Source organism: Spirulina major PCC 6313, from assembly GCF_001890765.1.
In the GTDB taxonomy this organism is placed as follows: domain Bacteria; phylum Cyanobacteriota; class Cyanobacteriia; order Cyanobacteriales; family Spirulinaceae; genus Spirulina; species Spirulina major.
In genome coordinates, this window is the sequence record NZ_KV878783.1 from 1,870,025 (window position 1) to 1,886,031 (window position 16,007).

Here is a 16,007-nt window from a genome sequence, read left to right on the forward strand (position 1 = left end):
GATGCTAAATTATGATCCCGTTAAGACGAGCGATCGCACCCCAGTATCATGACATATTTTAATTTGTTGAATAGCTAGAGGTGTTAAGCATTTATCTCCGGTGCGTTACGCTGCGCTAACACACCCTGCGAGATTCGCGATCGCACTGAAACAAAGCAAACGAGTCAGGTGCATAATGCCAGAACCCCAATGGGATACTGATGAAGACCGCAAGATTTACAGCCTACAGGTCCACAAGCACTTGATCGGCTGGCTAATCGAGGCAATGGCAGCACAGGGTATCACAGCCCAACGAACGGTTGGGGATGATGTTCGAGGTGACATTCTGGTGGTGAATGCGGCAGATATTCCTGCGGTGCAGCAGTTGGTGCGGGACTTGAATGCTCGGTACAATAAGCAGGAGTAAGCATCATGCAATATGTTGAGGTTAAAACCCGTAAATTCATTTATCCAGGGTTGGCACGAACACTGATCGCCAAGGGGTCAATTGCGGCGGTAGTGACAACGGGGCAAATCTCCCAGACGGCTAAAATGTTGTTTGATGAGGCGGGCATTGCCTGGGCTGAACGAATCCCGGAAGCTGAGTTTATGACTGTTGAAGCTGAGGAGGAGTAACAATGCTGGATATTACGTTCTACGGCGATGCTGCGACTGAGCCTCGTGTTATTGAGTGTTCCACATCTTTTTTTGAGCGTCTGGCTCAGTCGGATTTTGCTGAGATTGGCTCTTCTCAGGCGATGGTACTTTCAGTGGAGGGGGATGATTATCCGTTACAGGTTGTGCCATTAGAGAAGGGTTTAATTCCCAATCGGCAACGGTTTCGGGAGTTTTTTAAAGAGTGGATTACCCAAGAAAGTGCGACGATGTTGTCACGATTAGGGGATGCCCCCACAAAGGGAGAGTATCTAGCCGCCAGTTATGGGCTACGGAAGCTCCATGAAATTTTGAACTGTGTGGAAGATCGAAGTTACTTATATTTAGAGCGGGTTTGAGAGTTGTGAAATATGAAACAACAACTAATTACGAATATTTATCAATCCTGGGATAGCAGCCACGATCAAACAGGCCGACTCGTGCATCGTTAGAGCTTTAAAAGCAAAAATGTTGAGTAGATACTGTGTTAGTGGCTAGGTGACAAGCGGTTCTAGATCCCTTGAGGGGAGCGTTAGGCGGTGAGGGTGGGGTTGAGGAGTTCGCTGCGCCACTGTTCGACTTGTTTGCCGTAGCGGCGGGAGGAGAAGGAGTTGGAGAGGTGGTCGAGGGCGCGTTGGTAGTCGGCGATCGCAGAATTCCAGTCCCCCCGCAGATGGTAGGTGCGTCCACGTTCGCCGTAGACTCGGCCTTTGAGGCGTTTGCCCAGAATCAGCACGAGGTCAAAGTTTTCGAGGGCGAGGTCATAGAGGCCCATATCGCGGTAGGTGATGCCTTGGTTGATCCAGGCGTGGAGATTACCGGGGTTGAAGTCGAGGGCGATTTGATAGTCAGCGATCGCATCGGCCAGTTGGCCCTGAGCCACGGCGCAGTTGGCCCGGTTATTGTAGGCACTGTCGAGGCGCGGATTGAGGTCAAGGGCGCGGCAATAGTCGGCCTGGGCTTCGCTGTAGCGTCCCAGTCGAAAATACATCAAGCCCCGATTGTTATAGTCGATCGCATTTTCGGGGTAGTGGGTGATGAGGTGATCGAGTAAGGCGATCGCTTCTTGATAGTCACCACCATTCACCGCCCTCAGCACTAAATCGCGATATTCACGCTCAGAAGTTTCTGCCCAACCCGCCTGCATCCCTTGACTTGCTCGCGATTGCCAACCCATAACGACCTACCTCCACGGAACGATGACTTTAGCCTAGGCTGTTGAGAGTATGGCTGGGGTATCGGGTGTGTCACTCTTTCAGACTGTCTGCCCTGAAGCCTGCCAAACTCACTTAGACTTACCTACATCACCTCGTCCACCGATTTCGCAAACCACTGCACTGTTGAGTGATGTTTAGGAATTGAGTTCAGCCGAGCGAGACTTGGTACGATCCATTGAGATGGAAATTCGTGAACCTTAACGCCAAATTACAGATTAATTTTATGACGACCTCTTTATTTCCCAATGCCCCTGATGTGAGCGACAGCGATTATTGCGTCTTTGGGCTAGCCACCTGTTTTATCCGCGATGAAGGGGAAGTGCGCGAGATCCATGTGGTTGAACCCATTCCCTCAGCCGCCCTCGAAGCCCTCTACAAAGGGATTCCCACTTCCTATCAAGTGGCCTACGGTAAAACCCTGGCGGAGTTTTTTGAAGGGGACAACCTCCGGATGCCGTCGGAATTTCCGGGTGAGGCGCAGTTTTGCGATGAATTTGCCACCCGTGCCGTCGCTGCGTCCCGTACCTATAAGCGATCGCAAGCGGCGCAAGCACTCTTGCCCGTGGGGGAAAAAAAGGATGATTTTAACTACTCCACCGAACGCAAACGGGTGTTAAATACTGAAAATGTCGTGAGCACGGAAGACAACGTCAAACAGCACAGCTACACCCACCAAGTGCTGTAGACTGCGAGCACCACGCGCCCAGGGCAGAGTTGTTTAGGTTCTAATCTTTTGCGAATTTCATGCTGAAACTTTACGGTAGCGAGCGAAGCCGAGCGTCTATTATTCAATGGTATTTAGACGAATTTGCCATTCCTTACGAGTTCGTGACAGTGGATCTAGCGGCGGGGGAACACCGCCAGCCGGAATTCTTGGCAATTAACCCTGTGGGCAAAGTGCCAGCGATCGCCGATGGTGACTTTATCCTTTGGGAATCCGGCGCGATCTTGCTCTACCTCGCCGAAAAATATCGCCATCTCCCCAACAGCCCCGAAGCCCGCGCCGAAATTCTGCAATGGGTCTTCTACGGCAACACCACCCTGAGCACCGGCATCCTCAACGAAGCCACCCGCGCCGAACAACTGCCGCGCCTCCTCAGCCCGCTAGAAGACCGGCTCACACCGCGCCCCTACTTCATGGGGGAAAGTCTGTCGGTGGTGGATGTGGCCGTGGGGTCAATTTTGGCCTTTTTGCCGATCATGTTTCAGGTGGACTATCGCCCTTATCCTCAAATTCAGGCTTATTTAGAGCGACTGGGGGAGCGACCGGCCTTTCGATCCGCGATCTTGAAACAGAAGGATTAGGGCAACGGGCACGATGGATCGAGGCATGAGAAACCAGGGGGAGCCGATGCAAGTGAGTGAGCTATGGATTTATCCGGTGAAATCCTGTCGGGGGATAGCGGTGGAGCAGATCGAGGTGACACCGACGGGACTATCTCAGGATCGCCATTGGATGATCGTGGATGTTCAGGGTCAATTTCTCAGTCAGCGCACCCATCCCCAGATGGCGCAGATTGGGGTGGCACTGGATGCTGAACAGTTGGTGTTGTCGGATGGTCGTGGGGCGCTCGACCCGATCGCTGTGCCGCGTTTTGGGACGGGAACCGAGCGGGCGGTGCAGGTGTGGAAAACTCGGACGATGGCGTTAGATCAAGGGGATGCGATCGCGGCTTGGTTGACGGCATTAATCGATACCCCCTGTCGATTGGTGCGCCAATTGCCGACTTACCCCCGCCCCACCAATCCGGACTATGCACCAGGGGCAACGGTGAGTTTTGCCGATGGCTATCCACTGTTGCTGACGACGACGGCCTCGTTAGGGGAGTTGAATCGCCGCATTCAAGCCGCTGATCCGGCGGCTGCTCCGATTTCCATGGGTCAGTTTCGCCCCAATGTGGTGATTGACCTCGACCCCGATCGCGCCTTTGCTGAGGATGATTGGCGATCGCTGCAAATCGGTGCGGTGCGGTTTGACTCGGTCAAGCCCTGCGATCGCTGCATCATCACCACTACGGATCAAACCAGCGGCGATCGCAATCCCCACCAAGAACCCCTCAAAACCCTTGCCACCTTCCGCCGCCAGCAGAGCAAACTCCTCTTTGGCGAAAACCTTGTCCCCCAAACCCTGGGATATCTGCAACGGGGCAATCGCCTCGAAATTCTCACCACCGGCCCCCGGCCGCGTCTTTAATCCCAAACCCCACGCCTTGGCCAGGTGAAGGTTGCAGGGGAGTGCCCTCCATACTTGAGATTTCCGTGCATTTTTCTGGTTTAAAATGCAGAGGGTTTTGTTGTCCCCTGATAAGCTTAGGGTGTTTTGAGAGGTGAACCATGGCTGCCCAAAAAAAACATGTTGGTTGTAACTTGGATCTTGAACTGATCGAACAGCTTCAACACCGCGCCCAGCAAACAGGATGTACAAGGGCTGATGTGGTGCGCGACGTGCTAGAGCAGTGGATCAAAACCCCAAACGCGACACAATCGACAACGGAACACCCGTCTCAAGCACCCGCTTCAGATCTAGCCCTCAATACTGATGTACTGCTCGCACAGATTACCACCGCCCTGCAAACCCAACTCGACACCTTCGCCGCTCAATTGCCCCCTGTGCCCGCTACTGATAGCCACGCCATCCTCAGCGAATTAGAATATCTCGGCGATCGCATCGCGAACCTCGAAGCTCTGTTCCAAACAATGATCCATCCTGACCCGGAACCCTCCCCACCCCTCACCCCCACCGCCCCCCGATCGATTGCTGCCACCGTATTAGACTTTCCCCCCCCTCCCCCGCCCAATATGCCCCCAGAACCCTCTCAACCCCAAGAATCGGGCGGCTTAACCCTCGCCGAACTCTACGAGCAAACCTTTCTCAACCCTGATCTGATTCGGCCCATGGCGGACTATCTGGAGATCACCGAGGCGGAATTTATCGAAATGCGCACCGGGTGGCGGTATGACTACATCTCGCAGCGGTGGTATTTGTAGGGTTTAGGGTTGCAGTTCTGAGTGCCAGTGGCGATAGGTTTGGTCAAGGGTGGCGATCGCTGTCTCCCAAGCCAAGCCCTGCACCACACGATAGCCCCGCTGGGCCAGCCGCCGCCGCAAGGGATCATCATGGAGCAATGCCGCCAAGGCCCGATAGAGATGGGGCGACCCCGGCGAGGGCAACAGCCACACCATATCTTGATCACATTGGGCAATAATCCCCACCGCCGTCGCCACCACCGTACAGCCGCAGGCCATGGCCTCCGCCGCCACGAGGCCGAAACTTTCATAAATGGACGGCATGATTAAAATTGAAATCCCGTGGTAATAGTCCGCCAATTTTGCTTTATCGAGAACGAAGGGAATCACCTCAATTTGCCCAAGGGTCGCCGCTGGAAAATACGCGGCAAGGTCAACCTCTCTCCCCACGCCGATCAACTGTAACCGCACCCCCGGAAAATCCAGCAGGATTTGTCCCACATCCCGCCCGATGGTGGTGATCCCTTTGCGGGGAATCCACGACCCACAGAAGCCGATCACGGGGTCGCGATCATAATTCACAGCACGGCCGAGGTAGTGGGGCAGGAGGCCGGAGGAAATCGTGCGCACATGGTCGGGGTCTTGATAGCGGTGTTGGATTGCATAGGTGCGATCGTAGTCGGATTGGGTGACGACTCCGTGAACGGCGCTGAAGGCATAGCGAAACCAGCCGTTTTGGTTGAGTTGATACCAGCGGCGCGGGGTTTGTAACAGAGTTTGATGGGCCTGCATCACCTCATAAAACTGGGGTTCAAGGCCGTTGGAATGGCTGACGAGGAGCATGCGATCGCGCCACCACCAGCGCACCAACAGCACCGCTAACCACGCTTCCGCCCCATAAAACTCAACCATGTCGTACCGCCGCCGCCCCAATTGCCGCAATGTCCACACCGCCATTCCCAACGCCACCCGATAATGCTTCGCCCGTCCGCCCCACCGCTGCCACCATTCAAACTCTCGCGGCTCAAACGCCTCCACCTCATGCCCCAACCCTTGCAACCCCCGCATGAAGTTGACAATCACATACCCCGATCCCTGAGACTCCAGCAAAGGGCAATTACTCATCAATAAAATCCGCATCGCTTTTTCTGAATCTCAACCCTGATTACTGTGCCACAATCCCTGACCAAAACGCCGAATACCGGGTTTAACCGTGGGCGTTGTAAACAGTCTGATGGGATGCCCAAGCCTGGATTGAAGAATTCCCAGCCTGAGTCCGCACCAGTAATTCGCCCCTGGTACACTAAACTCAATTTCAATCCCAAGGCATGACCCATCGCTTTGAGGTGGTGCGGTTGTGGGAACAGGCGCGATCGCTGTTTTGGGATCTGCCGGGTTTGTTGCCCTTGGCAATTCTGTCCCAAGCGGCGGAGGTGGATGCAGTGGGAACACTCTAACAGATGCAGAACCGGATCGCGCAAATGATGCCGGATGGGGGAATGCGGGAATTCCCATCGCCCCTGTTTTAAATCTGGCGGGGGTGACGTGGTCGGAGTTGGAGGGTCAGGAGGAGGAAGACTCAGAACCGCAGGAATCCCCTAATCCGTAGGGTGGTTCAAGTTCAGAAACAGGAGCGATCGCGCCTCAACCTCTGGGCTAGACTGGGGGCGGCGTTTTGGCAGCGGAGTAGGGTGATGCAGCAATTAACAGGGCTAATTGCGCTATTGCTGGTGTTGAGCCTCGCGACGATGGGAATGGCTCAGGTCGCCAATACTGACAATGTGCTAATGCTAGCCTAGAAGAGTCCGCTTCTTTTCTCGTGAATTGCAATGACAACTTTGCCCCGCACTGAACCGATTACCCTGGCGTTACCCGCCTTAAATCGCGCCGCGACCGATGAAATTTATCATTTTTTACAGTATCTACAATTCAAATACGGCTTAGATTTGGAGCAATGTCTTGAAGTTTTAGAGGATGAAATCGATAGTTTTGATGCCGCAGTTGCGTTGGCAGAACCGGGAGAAATGTCTTTGGCTAGCTTCAAGCAAACACTCGGTCTAGAATGAGCTATCAAATTGTCATCCAGTCAGCGGCACAGCGGCAATTGAAGAAACTGACCCCTGAAGTCCAAAAAGCATTGATCGCGGTAATCGAAAATCTCGCAATTGATCCGAGACCTGCGGGGTGCAAAAAGTTAAAGGGACAAGCGGATGAGTATCGTGTGCGTTGGGGCAATTATCGCATTATCTATCGGGTGGAAGATCGCGCCTTGATCATCCGGGTGATCAAGGTGGGGCATCGTCGAGATATTTATGAGGGTTAGTCCGCTCGCTACCGTTTCTGAAACGGTGCGATCGCGCCTCAACCTCTGGGCTAGACTGGGGGCGGCGTTTTTGGAGTGCGATCGCGCCTCTCTGGTGTGGAGTTCTGCTTCTCAGAGTTGGGGATCATCATCGGGAGGATGCCAACCCCCGCGAATCCAAAGCTAACGAGCTTGAATGCTTAAACCCTCATCGTGGCGATCGTCATTCATATCAATGCGTTCAATCGTGGCGCGACCTATTGACGTTTGACCGATAATTGTTGTCTTTTCCTTTGACCAAATAAAATGATCAAACCATTGATGTTTTCTCGGATTGAAGAGTGGAACGAGGGTTTGGGTGAGTGGGTCAATGGCATCGGTGAAGTTATCGCGTCTGCCATTGCAACGATGGCAGGCGAGAGCTAAATTTACTTCTGTATCGTCTTGCTGCGACTTTGAGGATGCCGACCACGCCAGTGACTCGAAAACGATAGCTGAGGGGCGTGAGAATTGCCCGGCAGATTGGGTTTCAATTTCGGTAACATTCTGCACATCCCTCGGTAAATTTGGCTCGACTGGCGGTATTTACGCAGAGGCGATCGCCGTTTTTTGTGGCGTTTCTGAGCGCAGATCAGGATGACGAAAGGCAGGAACGAAGATTGATTCTGGAATACCTGCTTCGATTAATTCATTAATGATGTTTTCGGTGCCATTCCATTCAATGTGTATCTCATCATCCATAATGCGTAAATGAAAGAATATGCCGTACTGTCTTTGATAACCTTGCCACCCAAGGTTCATCAAGAGATAATTGTCGGTTTTTTGATCACAAATTGCGATGGTATCTTGAGTTTCATATCTTGCAAATACAGCACAAATATGCTGCCGATATTGTTTTAATCGATCCATTGTTCAATCTCCTTAGATGTAGGATTAAATGTCATGAGATGAATATTTAATTCAGAAATATAGTCTGCAATTTCAGCTTCTGTGAGTAGAGATGAGAAGGCATCAACAGAAAGGGCGAGAATGACTTTTCGGTCTGGTTCTTGCTTGGCTAGCAAAGAGCGATACAGCAAATATTGACCTACTGATTTTTGCAGTTCTGTGAGGGGAGATACACTGTCAAAAACTTTGATTTCAACGGCAATTTTTTCAGTACCACGGTCAGCGATTAAGAGTTTTTCTGCGCCCAGATCTACATATAAACGAACTTTTTGACCAATCCTGAGGGGATCGTGGGTAATTATCCAGCTATCTTTGATTAAGGCTTCTTTAACAATATCGTGATAGCGATCGCGCCTTGGCATAGGTTCAGTTGATATAAATGCCATGTTGGCTAAGGTAGCACAGTTATTGAGTGTGTTGTTGGGTTGGGGCGGGTGCAACGCTTGCGCCCCAACGATTTTTGGGTTTGGGGGCGATCGTTACCATTTCGGTAACATTCTGCACATCCCTCGGTAAATTTGGCTCGACTGGCGATATTGATGCGGGGGTATAGGGTGATGCGGGGCTTAAGCGGTTTTCTGGGTGTGTTGCTGTGGTCGGGTTTGGTGGCGGCGGAGGAGTTGGCGGCTTCTGCACCTCAGCAGCCGTTGGCGGATTTCTCCCAGCCCATCGAGTTGCCGTTAGGGTCTGAATTGCCCCGTTTGACCGGAGTTAGACGCTGCTCACCTCTTGTAGAATGAGGGACACCATAGGCAGTGAATTGACGAATTTCTGGCGGTTGCAGTCCGAGGACAATATCTGTTGCTTTAACACCTTGAGCCACGAGTCCTTCCGCAACTAATTGGTCTGTATTGTTGACTTGAATCCAGATTTGCTCATCGATAATATCAAGGTGCAATAAACAGTGGTGAATCCGTTTGCCGTTTGACCAACCAAGGGTTAGCACCATGTAGTGGTCATGTTCTTTGTCAAACAATGGCACGGTTACAAGGTTCGGGTCTGGGTTTGGCAGAGTGGCATAACTGTTGAAGAGGTCTTGCACCTGCTGACGATATTGGGTCAAGGTAGCCATTTCACAATCTCCGGAGCCTGTGGTTTAAACACCAATAGTTTTAGTCTACGATTTGTTAATAAAATTTGCCCAAAGCCATCGTTTTCAAAGAGGTCAGTAAAGGCGTACTGCGGCAGAGCCAGATAAAGTTCGCGTTCAGGTTCTACGTTTTTCAGAATGTCTTGATACAGGGTGTATTGTCCGAGGGCTTGTTGGAGGTCGGCAACTCTGGAGTCGCGCAGAAAGCTCTTGACTTCGACAGCAATTTTGCGTTGAGCTTGTTCAGCGGCAAGGAGTTGTTCTGGTCTTAGGTCAATTTGGAGGTTACGTTTAGCCCAAGGAAGGGGGTATGGGTCATGGGTAATTGTCCAATTCGCCTTGAGGAGAGCTTGGCATACACAGTTTGATGGCAAAGGTCTTTAGCTGGCACGGTTCCGATACATAAATAGTGTATTTGTATTTTGCATGGTTGATTGTAGCTGTGGGAACGTTACCATTTTTGAAACCCAGTCTAGTCCAACCGGGAATGCTGGGTTAGGCTGGGGGCGTATTTTTATCGGTTGGGGAGTGGATGGTGATGGGGGGATTAAGGGGGTTGCTGGGTGGGATGGTGTTGGCAAGCCGTATCCTTGCGTTACGATATTTTTCTACAAATGACCTGTCCGGCTTGTGTACGATAACTCTTGCAAATACCTCATTGAAACCTATCCCGCAGACTTTGCCGCGTGGCTGATTGGCAAACCTGTCAATCTTACTGAACTCAAGCCCACAGAATTGGTCAGTGAACCGATTCGTGCTGATTCCCTACTTTTGCAAGGGGGCGATGTGGTCTTACAGGTCGAGTTCCAAACCCAACCAGACCCCACCATGCCCCGTCGGATGGCTGATTATTTTCTGCGTATTCACAAGAAATTCCCCGAAAAACAGGTCAAGCAAGTGGTGATTTACCTCCGTTCGAGCCGATCGCCCCTGGTGCGCCAAACTCAATTTCAATCCCAAGGTATGACCCATTGTTTTGAGGTGGTGCGGTTGTGGGAACAGCCGCGATCGCTGTTTTGGGAAATGCCGGGTTTGTTGCCGTTGGCAATTTTGTCCCAAGCGGCGGAGGTGGATGCGGTGGCAACACTCCAAGCGATTCAGAACCGGATCGAGGAAATCGTGCCGGATGGGGGCATGCAACGCAATTTGGCAGCAGCGACGGCCATATTGGCGGGGTTAAAATTAGAGTCAGATGTGATTCAACAAGTCATGAGGAGCCGAACGATGCGGGAGTCAACATTTTATCAAGCCATTCTTGAAGAGGGTCGTCAGGAAGGTCGTCAGGAGGGTCTTCAGGAGGGTCTTCAGGAGGGTGAAAAACGGGGCATTAAGAAGGGAATGCAGAAGGGCTATGTCAGACTGCTTCGGAAGATTGTGCCGTTTTTGCAAAGTGCGGGAATGCCGATCGCCCCTGTTTTAAATCTGGCGGGGGTAACGCTGGAGGAGTTGGAGGGTCAGGAGGAGGATGATGACTCGGAGATGGGGGAGTCAGCTAATCCGTAGGGGGGTGGGTTACGGTTTTTGTAACGGGGTGAATCGCCCCCCAACATCTGGGCTAGTGGACTGTCTAGCCTCAGATGGCAAGTAACTTGAAGACTGAGCGAAGTCGAAGTCTGGTGCTCCGGGGTTCGACTCCGCTCACCCCTCTGGATAACAACTCACCTTTTTAAGCTAGACAAGACACTAGACTGGGGGCGGTGTTTTTGGAGTGCGATCGCGCCTCTCTGGTGTGGAGTTCTGCTTCTCAGAGTTGGGGATCATCATCGGGAGGATGCCAACCTCCACTCTTGTGGTGGAGGGGGTGGTGGCAGCCCCATTCAGCTAAGATAAGTTGTACAACTAAACTACAGAATAGGTGTACGATAACTCTTGCAAATACCTCATTGAAACCTATTCCGCAGATTTTGCCACTTGGCTGATTGGCAAACCTGTCAATCTTACTGAACTCAAACCTACGGAATTGGTCAGTGAACCGATTCGTGCTGATTCCCTACTTTTGCAAGGGGGTGATGTGGTCTTACAGGTGGAGTTCCAAACCCAACCAGACCCCACCATGCCCCGTCGCATGGCTGATTATTTTCTGCGCATCCAGAAGAAATTCCCCGAAAAACAGGTCAAGCAAGTGGTGATTTACCTCCGTTCGAGCCGATCGCCCCTGGTGCGCCAAACTCAATTCCAATCCCAAGGTATGACCCACTGTTTTGAGGTGGTGCGGTTGTGGGAGCAACCGCAAGCCTTGTTCTGGAATGCACCGGGTTTATTGCCTTTGGCGATTCTATCCCAGGGGGCAGAAACCGATGCGCTGGGTTTGCTGCAACAGATTCAACGTCGGTTAAGGGAAATCGTGACGGATGGGGGAATGCGCAGCAATCTAGAAGCGGCAACAGCGATATTGGCCGGGTTAAAATTAGAGGTAGAGATGATTCAACAAGTCATGAGGAGCGGAGCGATGCGGGAATCAACGTTTTATCAAGCGATCCTTGAAGAGGGTCGTCAAGAGGGTCTTCAGGTGGGTCGTCAAGAGGGGCGAAAAGAGGAGCGATTTAGCCTGCTCCGCAAAATTGTGCCGTTTTTGCAAAGCTGTCGAGTTCCTGTTGAGCCGATCTTGAAGATTGCGGGGGTGACGCTGGAGGAGTTGGAACTGGGTGAAGGGTCTTCGGAGTAGGTTGGTGGGGGCGCAAGTGGGGGCGCAATGCTTGCGCCCGGAATGGTTGCAATTTCGGCAACGGGTGATGCCTAGCTGGGAATGCTGGGCTAGACTGGGGGCGTATTTTCAGCGGTTTTGAGATGCTATGGAACAGACCACCGCCACATTGTTGGAAAAAATTCAAAGTCTCCCCTCTGAGCAGTTATTAGCGGTTGAGCATTTCGTTGATCGCCTTCTCGCTCAATCGGAGCAGCAGCAACTGGTGAGGAGTATGCAGCAAGCGGCTGAACCTGTATTTGCCGCAATCTGGGACAACCCGGAGGATGCCGTATACGATGAACTCTAGTTTTGCTGATGTGTTGCTTGTGCCATTCCCGTTCACCAATCAAGCCGCCGTCAAAAAACGTCCGGCAGTGGTGGTCAGTTCAGCACCTTACAACGATACCCATCGTGATGTCATTGTGATGGCAGTGGTCGCATCACATCGCCGCTGGGGTTTGGAGAAATTGTCATCAACGAATGGCAAGCCGCAGGTTTACTCAAACCATCTTGTCTCAAGCCTTGTTTGGTGACAATTGAGCAATGTTTGGTGTTGCGGAAATTAGGTCGATTGCAGAGAGAAGATATTGAGAGTTTAAAGCAGGTTCTCGCGTTGATTCTGGGTTAAATAGATGTGTCGTGAATCAATTTGAGGAGAGGGGGTAGAGCAATGGTGAAGTCTTGGGGGTTGCTGGGTGGGATGGTGGTGGCGGGTTTGGTGGCGGGGGAGGGGTTGGCGGTTGCTGCACCCCAGCAGCGGCTGACGTTGGCGGATTTTTCCCAGCCCATTGGGTTGCCGTTAGGGTCTGAATTGCCCCGTGAATGGTTGATGGCGCAAGGTGCGCAAGGGGATGAGGCGTTACGGCTTTATCAAGAAGGGCGGGAACTGTTCGACCAAGGGACAGCGGAATCGTTACGAGGGGCAATAGAAAAGCTTGAAGCTGCGATTCCTCTCTATCAAGCGGCTAATAATCCCTTTGGGGAAGCCTTGGCGCAATTAGTTTTAGGGCGAGCTTATGATCTTTTAGGCTTCAAATCTGAGGCGTTATCATCTTATGAAAAGTCTTTAGCAATTTGGCAAGAACTTGCCCAACAAACCACAGGCGAAAATCTCCAAACCGTGCAGCGATGGCAAGCCACCACTCTCAATAATATCGGTTGGGTCTACGATTCGTTAGGAGAAAAGAGCCGGGCGCTGGAGTATTACAACCAAGCCTTGCCCCTGAGTCGTGCTGTGGGCGATCGCAGCGGGGAAGCCAGCACCCTCAATAATATCGGTCTGGTCTACGATTCATTAGGAGAAAAGAGCAGGGCGCTGGAGTATTACAACCAAGCCTTGCCCCTGAGTCGTGCTGTGGGCGATCGCAGCGGGGAAGCCAGCACCCTCAATAATATCGGTGCGGTCTACGATTCATTAGGAGAAAAGAGCAGGGCGCTGGAGTATTACAACCAAGCCTTGCCCCTGAGTCGTGCTGTGGGCGATCGCAGCGGGGAAGCCAGCACCCTCAATAATATCGGTCTGGTCTACGATTCATTAGGAGAAAAGAGCAGGGCGCTGGAGTATTACAACCAAGCCTTGCCCCTGAGACGGGCGGTGGGCGATCGCAGCGGTGAAGCCACCACCCTCAATAATATCGGTATGGTCTACGATTCCTTAGGAGAAAAAAGTCGGGCGCTGGAGTATTACAACCAAGCCTTGCCCCTGAGTCGGGCGGTGGGCGATCGCAGTGGGGAAGCTACCACCCTCAATAATATCGGTCTGGTCTACGATTCGTTAGGAGAAAAGAGCCGGGCGCTGGAGTATTACAACCAAGCCTTGCCCCTGTTACGGGCGGTGGGCGATCGCAGCAGTGAAGCCAACACCCTCAATAATATTGGTGCGGTCTACTCCTCATTAGGAGAAAAAAGCCGGGCGATGGAGTATTACAACCAAGCCTTGCCCCTTTGGCAAGTGGTGGGCGATCGCAGCGGGGAAGCCAGCACCCTCAATAATATCGGTGCGGTCTACGATTCATTAGGAGAAAAGAGCAGGGCGCTGGAGTATTACAACCAGGCTTTACCTCTGTACCAGGCGGTGGGCGATCGCGGCGGGGAAGCCACGAGTCTCGTTAGTATCGGTGCGGTCTACTCATCGCTAGGCGAAAAGAGCCGTGCGCTGGAATATTTCAACCAAGCCTTGCCCCTGAGACGGGCGGTGGGCGATCGCAACGGGGAAGCAGATACCCTCAACAACATCGGCTCTGTCTACTTAGCCCTAGGAGAAAAGCAACAAGCATTGGACTATTTCAACCAATCCTTACCCCTCTATCGTGCCGTGGGCGATCGCAGAGGGGAAGCCGGAACCCTCAATAATATCGGATTAGTTTACTCATCAATAGGAGAAAAGAGCAGGGCGTTGGAGTATTACAACCAGGCTTTGCCCCTAATGCAAGCCACAGGTAGCCGTGAAAACCTCAGTATTACCCTCAATAATATCGGCAGAATCTTCGCCGATCAAAACCAACCCGAAGTCGCCATCATCTTCCTCAAAGAATCCGTCCGCATCCGCGAAACCATCCGCACCGATAACCACCAACTCGACGAACAACTCCGCCAAAGCTACGTCACCACCATCGAGCACACTTACCGCTTCCTTGCCGACCTCCTCCTTACCCAAGCCCGCATCCCCGAAGCCCAACAAGTCCTCGACCTTCTCAAACTCCAAGAACTGCGCGACTTCACCAACACCCGCGCCACCTTCACCAGCAACGGCGAAATCCGCTACACCGACCCCGAACAAGCCGTCCTCAACGACCACAACAGCCTCATCGCCCTCGGCACCACAATCCTCACCTGTCAAGACCAAAACTGCAACGAAATCGATCGCCTCCACGCACAACGCGAAAGCCTCAAACGCCAATACAACGCCCAAGTTGCCGAATTTACTGCAACCATTCGCGCCAACCGTGCCAATGATGAAGAGTTTCAAGACCCCGAAAGACTCAGCGGCGACGCGAACAAACTCCTCCGTGCCTACAACCAAGCCGGACAAAACACCGTTTTAATTTATCCCTTCGTCCTCGAAGATAAACTGTGGCTCGTCTGGGCAGCCGCTGGCGGCGTAATTGGCAGCATCGAAATCCCCGTCACCCAAGCCGAAATCGCCCAAACCGTTCAACGCCTCGGTCAGGAACTCACACGAGACAGTAGCCTGAGTCGCCTGCAAAGTACCAGTCAACAACTCTACGACTGGATTATTCAACCCCTCGAACGTGAACTGGAAGCCAACGACATCGATCATTTAGTGTTCGTCAACGATCGCGTCACCCGCTACATTCCCATGGGTGCATTATTCGATGGCGAACAATACTTACTCGAAAAATACACCATTTCCAGCGTCCTTGCCCCCAGCCTCACCGACACCGATAGCACCTTCAACCACAGCGACAGCAGAATTTTGGGCATGGGACTCACCGAGGCGATCAGAGGCTTTAACCCCCTCCCCGCCGTACAAGATGAATTAGAGGGCATCATCAGCCAGGGCAACAACCCCGGCGTTTATCCCGGTCAGGTGCTGCTCAACCAAGATTTCACCTTCAATAGTCTCAAAACCAACGTCTTTCGCCATAACGTTTTGCACCTAGCGACTCACGCCGTCTTCGTGCCCGGTCGCGCTAACGAGTCCTACATTCTTTTGGGCGATGGTAACGCCCTCAGAGCCGACGATATCAACGCCATCGAAGACCTCCTCGAAAACTTACAACTCGTGATCCTCTCGGCTTGTCAGACCGCTCTGGGTGGCGAAGCGGGAGACGGTACGGAAATCGCCGGCATTAGTTCTTACTTTCTGCGTACCAACCGGGCCAAAACGGTGATCGCCTCCCTGTGGTCAGTGAATGACCGCAGCACCAGCGTATTGATGCAGCGGTTTTATACCCTCCTCGCCACCGGAGAACTCAGCCAAGCCGAGGCCCTGCGTCAAGCACAGTTGAGTTTGTTATACCGGGAAGAGACCGCCGATTTTGAAACGCGGGTGGCTGATAGTCGCTCTTTAATATCTGTGCGACCCCGCAACGGTGCAGTGGCAACGGCTCCTGGTTTCAGCCATCCCTACCATTGGTCGCCCTTTATTTTGATCGGCAACGGGTTGTAGACGATCGCACCCCCAACGCCCCAAATTCAGCG

At 52.5% G+C, this 16,007-nt stretch carries 24 protein-coding genes; 17 read left to right on the top strand and 7 right to left on the bottom strand.

Annotated features, from left to right (window positions below):
* Nucleotides 1-175: 175 nt before the first annotated feature.
* Genes SPI6313_RS08045 through SPI6313_RS08055 form a run of 3 tightly spaced genes read left to right on the top strand, consistent with a single transcriptional unit; the run spans nucleotide 176 to nucleotide 992 of the window.
* Nucleotides 176-406, top strand: a complete 231-nt coding sequence (locus tag SPI6313_RS08045) for a hypothetical protein (protein WP_072620528.1) — start codon at nucleotides 176-178, stop codon at nucleotides 404-406.
* Nucleotides 407-411: 5 nt separating this feature from the next.
* A complete protein-coding gene (locus SPI6313_RS08050) occupies nucleotides 412-615 on the top strand; it encodes a hypothetical protein (protein ID WP_072620529.1) in 204 nt (67 codons plus the stop codon).
* A gap of 2 nt (nucleotides 616-617) precedes the next feature.
* Nucleotides 618-992 carry a hypothetical protein gene (locus tag SPI6313_RS08055; protein ID WP_072620530.1) on the top strand — a complete coding sequence of 125 codons (375 nt, stop codon included), beginning with the start codon at nucleotides 618-620 and terminating at the stop codon, nucleotides 990-992.
* A 173-nt stretch (nucleotides 993-1,165) separates the two neighbouring features.
* Here the strand turns inward: SPI6313_RS08055 and SPI6313_RS08060 are convergent, their stop codons facing one another.
* Nucleotides 1,166-1,810: a tetratricopeptide repeat protein gene (locus SPI6313_RS08060; RefSeq protein WP_072620531.1), complete on the bottom strand. Its 645-nt coding sequence runs from the start codon at nucleotides 1,808-1,810 to the stop codon at nucleotides 1,166-1,168.
* A 263-nt stretch (nucleotides 1,811-2,073) separates the two neighbouring features.
* On the opposite strand from SPI6313_RS08060, the gene SPI6313_RS08065 reads away from it, so the two are divergent.
* The 4 genes from SPI6313_RS08065 to SPI6313_RS08080 all read left to right on the top strand — a co-directional run bounded on the left by SPI6313_RS08065 (nucleotide 2,074) and on the right by SPI6313_RS08080 (nucleotide 4,838).
* Nucleotides 2,074-2,535: a hypothetical protein gene (locus SPI6313_RS08065; RefSeq protein WP_072620532.1), complete on the top strand. Its 462-nt coding sequence runs from the start codon at nucleotides 2,074-2,076 to the stop codon at nucleotides 2,533-2,535.
* 59 nt (nucleotides 2,536-2,594) lie between these two features.
* Entirely contained in the window at nucleotides 2,595-3,155 is a 561-nt protein-coding gene (locus SPI6313_RS08070) for a glutathione S-transferase family protein (RefSeq protein WP_072620533.1), read from the top strand.
* A gap of 25 nt (nucleotides 3,156-3,180) precedes the next feature.
* Nucleotides 3,181-4,044, top strand: coding sequence for an MOSC domain-containing protein (locus tag SPI6313_RS08075; protein WP_245788652.1), 864 nt, complete (start codon nucleotides 3,181-3,183; stop codon nucleotides 4,042-4,044).
* Nucleotides 4,045-4,184: 140 nt separating this feature from the next.
* Entirely contained in the window at nucleotides 4,185-4,838 is a 654-nt protein-coding gene (locus tag SPI6313_RS08080; RefSeq protein WP_072620535.1) for a hypothetical protein, read from the top strand.
* Between the two features lie 3 nt (nucleotides 4,839-4,841).
* On the opposite strand, the gene SPI6313_RS08085 is transcribed toward SPI6313_RS08080, so the two are convergent.
* Nucleotides 4,842-5,942 carry a glycosyltransferase family 4 protein gene (locus tag SPI6313_RS08085; RefSeq protein ID WP_139276584.1) on the bottom strand — a complete coding sequence of 367 codons (1,101 nt, stop codon included), beginning with the start codon at nucleotides 5,940-5,942 and terminating at the stop codon, nucleotides 4,842-4,844.
* Nucleotides 5,943-6,145: 203 nt separating this feature from the next.
* Between SPI6313_RS08085 and SPI6313_RS24740 the strand changes: the two genes are divergently transcribed.
* The 5 genes from SPI6313_RS24740 to SPI6313_RS23430 all read left to right on the top strand — a co-directional run bounded on the left by SPI6313_RS24740 (nucleotide 6,146) and on the right by SPI6313_RS23430 (nucleotide 7,306).
* On the top strand, nucleotides 6,146-6,274 hold the full coding sequence (locus SPI6313_RS24740) for a hypothetical protein (protein WP_281248373.1): 129 nt from the start codon (nucleotides 6,146-6,148) through the stop codon (nucleotides 6,272-6,274).
* A 153-nt stretch (nucleotides 6,275-6,427) separates the two neighbouring features.
* Nucleotides 6,428-6,616: a hypothetical protein gene (locus SPI6313_RS08090; protein ID WP_072620537.1), complete on the top strand. Its 189-nt coding sequence runs from the start codon at nucleotides 6,428-6,430 to the stop codon at nucleotides 6,614-6,616.
* A gap of 30 nt (nucleotides 6,617-6,646) precedes the next feature.
* Nucleotides 6,647-6,883, top strand: a complete 237-nt coding sequence (locus SPI6313_RS08095) for a hypothetical protein (RefSeq protein WP_072620538.1) — start codon at nucleotides 6,647-6,649, stop codon at nucleotides 6,881-6,883.
* On the top strand, nucleotides 6,880-7,140 hold the full coding sequence (locus SPI6313_RS08100) for a type II toxin-antitoxin system RelE family toxin (protein WP_072620539.1): 261 nt from the start codon (nucleotides 6,880-6,882) through the stop codon (nucleotides 7,138-7,140). Before SPI6313_RS08095 ends, SPI6313_RS08100 begins: the two co-directional genes overlap by 4 nt.
* On the top strand, nucleotides 7,130-7,306 hold the full coding sequence (locus SPI6313_RS23430; RefSeq protein WP_175551100.1) for a hypothetical protein: 177 nt from the start codon (nucleotides 7,130-7,132) through the stop codon (nucleotides 7,304-7,306). Before SPI6313_RS08100 ends, SPI6313_RS23430 begins: the two co-directional genes overlap by 11 nt.
* Here the strand turns inward: SPI6313_RS23430 and SPI6313_RS08105 are convergent.
* From SPI6313_RS08105 to SPI6313_RS08125, 5 genes are all read right to left on the bottom strand, one after another.
* Entirely contained in the window at nucleotides 7,303-7,671 is a 369-nt protein-coding gene (locus tag SPI6313_RS08105; RefSeq protein WP_217650538.1) for a hypothetical protein, read from the bottom strand. The genes SPI6313_RS23430 and SPI6313_RS08105 overlap by 4 nt on opposite strands.
* 33 nt (nucleotides 7,672-7,704) lie before the next feature.
* Nucleotides 7,705-8,028, bottom strand: a complete 324-nt coding sequence (locus tag SPI6313_RS08110) for an element excision factor XisI family protein (RefSeq protein ID WP_072620540.1) — start codon at nucleotides 8,026-8,028, stop codon at nucleotides 7,705-7,707.
* Nucleotides 8,016-8,429: an element excision factor XisH family protein gene (locus tag SPI6313_RS08115; protein ID WP_072620541.1), complete on the bottom strand. Its 414-nt coding sequence runs from the start codon at nucleotides 8,427-8,429 to the stop codon at nucleotides 8,016-8,018. The genes SPI6313_RS08110 and SPI6313_RS08115 overlap by 13 nt, the downstream gene beginning before the upstream one ends.
* 275 nt (nucleotides 8,430-8,704) lie before the next feature.
* The gene (locus SPI6313_RS08120) at nucleotides 8,705-9,139 is read right to left on the bottom strand and encodes a XisI protein (protein ID WP_072620542.1); all 435 of its coding nucleotides are present in this window, start codon (nucleotides 9,137-9,139) and stop codon (nucleotides 8,705-8,707) included.
* Nucleotides 9,127-9,531: an element excision factor XisH family protein gene (locus SPI6313_RS08125; protein WP_084668947.1), complete on the bottom strand. Its 405-nt coding sequence runs from the start codon at nucleotides 9,529-9,531 to the stop codon at nucleotides 9,127-9,129. Before SPI6313_RS08125 ends, SPI6313_RS08120 begins: the two co-directional genes overlap by 13 nt.
* A gap of 256 nt (nucleotides 9,532-9,787) precedes the next feature.
* On the opposite strand from SPI6313_RS08125, the gene SPI6313_RS08130 reads away from it, so the two are divergent.
* The 5 genes from SPI6313_RS08130 (at nucleotide 9,788) to SPI6313_RS08150 (ending at nucleotide 15,975) form a co-directional block, all read left to right on the top strand.
* A complete protein-coding gene (locus SPI6313_RS08130) occupies nucleotides 9,788-10,660 on the top strand; it encodes an Rpn family recombination-promoting nuclease/putative transposase (protein ID WP_072620543.1) in 873 nt (290 codons plus the stop codon).
* 352 nt (nucleotides 10,661-11,012) lie between these two features.
* Complete coding sequence (locus SPI6313_RS08135; protein WP_072620544.1) at nucleotides 11,013-11,822, top strand: Rpn family recombination-promoting nuclease/putative transposase; 810 nt, start codon at nucleotides 11,013-11,015, stop codon at nucleotides 11,820-11,822.
* 127 nt (nucleotides 11,823-11,949) lie between these two features.
* Nucleotides 11,950-12,150: a hypothetical protein gene (locus SPI6313_RS08140; protein WP_072620545.1), complete on the top strand. Its 201-nt coding sequence runs from the start codon at nucleotides 11,950-11,952 to the stop codon at nucleotides 12,148-12,150.
* Entirely contained in the window at nucleotides 12,140-12,376 is a 237-nt protein-coding gene (locus SPI6313_RS08145; protein WP_217650539.1) for a type II toxin-antitoxin system PemK/MazF family toxin, read from the top strand. The genes SPI6313_RS08140 and SPI6313_RS08145 overlap by 11 nt, the downstream gene beginning before the upstream one ends.
* Nucleotides 12,377-12,513: 137 nt before the next feature.
* A complete protein-coding gene (locus tag SPI6313_RS08150) occupies nucleotides 12,514-15,975 on the top strand; it encodes a tetratricopeptide repeat protein (protein ID WP_072620546.1) in 3,462 nt (1,153 codons plus the stop codon).
* Nucleotides 15,976-16,007: the final 32 nt, after the last annotated feature.

Excerpts from the sequence above, each read along its gene's own strand:
- SPI6313_RS08045 (WP_072620528.1), top strand. The coding sequence starts at position 176 with ATGCCAGAACCCCAATGGGATACTGATGAAGACCGCAAGATTTACAGC.
- SPI6313_RS08050 (WP_072620529.1), top strand. The coding sequence starts at position 412 with ATGCAATATGTTGAGGTTAAAACCCGTAAATTCATTTATCCAGGGTTG.
- SPI6313_RS08055 (WP_072620530.1), top strand. The coding sequence starts at position 618 with ATGCTGGATATTACGTTCTACGGCGATGCTGCGACTGAGCCTCGTGTT.
- SPI6313_RS08060 (WP_072620531.1), bottom strand. The coding sequence starts at position 1,810 with ATGGGTTGGCAATCGCGAGCAAGTCAAGGGATGCAGGCGGGTTGGGCA.
- SPI6313_RS08065 (WP_072620532.1), top strand. The coding sequence starts at position 2,074 with ATGACGACCTCTTTATTTCCCAATGCCCCTGATGTGAGCGACAGCGAT.
- SPI6313_RS08070 (WP_072620533.1), top strand. The coding sequence starts at position 2,595 with ATGCTGAAACTTTACGGTAGCGAGCGAAGCCGAGCGTCTATTATTCAA.
- SPI6313_RS08075 (WP_245788652.1), top strand. The coding sequence starts at position 3,181 with ATGAGAAACCAGGGGGAGCCGATGCAAGTGAGTGAGCTATGGATTTAT.
- SPI6313_RS08080 (WP_072620535.1), top strand. The coding sequence starts at position 4,185 with ATGGCTGCCCAAAAAAAACATGTTGGTTGTAACTTGGATCTTGAACTG.
- SPI6313_RS08085 (WP_139276584.1), bottom strand. The coding sequence starts at position 5,942 with ATGAGTAATTGCCCTTTGCTGGAGTCTCAGGGATCGGGGTATGTGATT.
- SPI6313_RS24740 (WP_281248373.1), top strand. The coding sequence starts at position 6,146 with ATGACCCATCGCTTTGAGGTGGTGCGGTTGTGGGAACAGGCGCGATCG.
- SPI6313_RS08095 (WP_072620538.1), top strand. The coding sequence starts at position 6,647 with ATGACAACTTTGCCCCGCACTGAACCGATTACCCTGGCGTTACCCGCC.
- SPI6313_RS08100 (WP_072620539.1), top strand. The coding sequence starts at position 6,880 with ATGAGCTATCAAATTGTCATCCAGTCAGCGGCACAGCGGCAATTGAAG.
- SPI6313_RS23430 (WP_175551100.1), top strand. The coding sequence starts at position 7,130 with ATGAGGGTTAGTCCGCTCGCTACCGTTTCTGAAACGGTGCGATCGCGC.
- SPI6313_RS08110 (WP_072620540.1), bottom strand. The coding sequence starts at position 8,028 with ATGGATCGATTAAAACAATATCGGCAGCATATTTGTGCTGTATTTGCA.
- SPI6313_RS08115 (WP_072620541.1), bottom strand. The coding sequence starts at position 8,429 with ATGCCAAGGCGCGATCGCTATCACGATATTGTTAAAGAAGCCTTAATC.
- SPI6313_RS08120 (WP_072620542.1), bottom strand. The coding sequence starts at position 9,139 with ATGGCTACCTTGACCCAATATCGTCAGCAGGTGCAAGACCTCTTCAAC.
- SPI6313_RS08140 (WP_072620545.1), top strand. The coding sequence starts at position 11,950 with ATGGAACAGACCACCGCCACATTGTTGGAAAAAATTCAAAGTCTCCCC.
- SPI6313_RS08145 (WP_217650539.1), top strand. The coding sequence starts at position 12,140 with ATGAACTCTAGTTTTGCTGATGTGTTGCTTGTGCCATTCCCGTTCACC.
- SPI6313_RS08150 (WP_072620546.1), top strand. The coding sequence starts at position 12,514 with ATGGTGAAGTCTTGGGGGTTGCTGGGTGGGATGGTGGTGGCGGGTTTG.